This window comes from Grimontia sp. AD028 (assembly GCF_000973155.1).
GTDB classification, from domain to species: domain Bacteria; phylum Pseudomonadota; class Gammaproteobacteria; order Enterobacterales; family Vibrionaceae; genus Enterovibrio; species Enterovibrio indicus.
Genome location: NZ_LASY01000083.1, coordinates 1 through 306 on the forward strand (window position 1 = coordinate 1; position 306 = coordinate 306).

Genomic DNA, 306 nt, shown 5'->3' on the forward strand with positions numbered 1-306 from the left:
ATACCACCGTCCATTTGCGCAGCACCGGTGATCATGTTTTTAACATAGTCAGCGTGTCCTGGGCAGTCTACGTGTGCGTAGTGGCGAGTTGGAGTATCGTACTCTACGTGTGAAGTAGAGATAGTGATACCACGCTCGCGCTCTTCTGGCGCGTTATCGATTGATGCGAAGTCACGCGCTGCACCGCCGTAAGTTTTAGACAGTACAGTACAGATTGCTGCAGTCAGAGTGGTTTTACCGTGGTCAACGTGGCCGATAGTACCAACGTTAACGTGCGGTTTCGTACGTTCAAATTTTTCTTTAGAC

Annotated in this window: 1 protein-coding gene; it reads right to left on the reverse strand. The window is 49.7% G+C overall.

Annotated elements, in window-relative coordinates:
* Positions 1-306 (reverse strand): GTP-binding protein (locus RN22_RS17620; protein ID WP_046306264.1); only part of this gene is annotated, 306 nt, incomplete at both ends.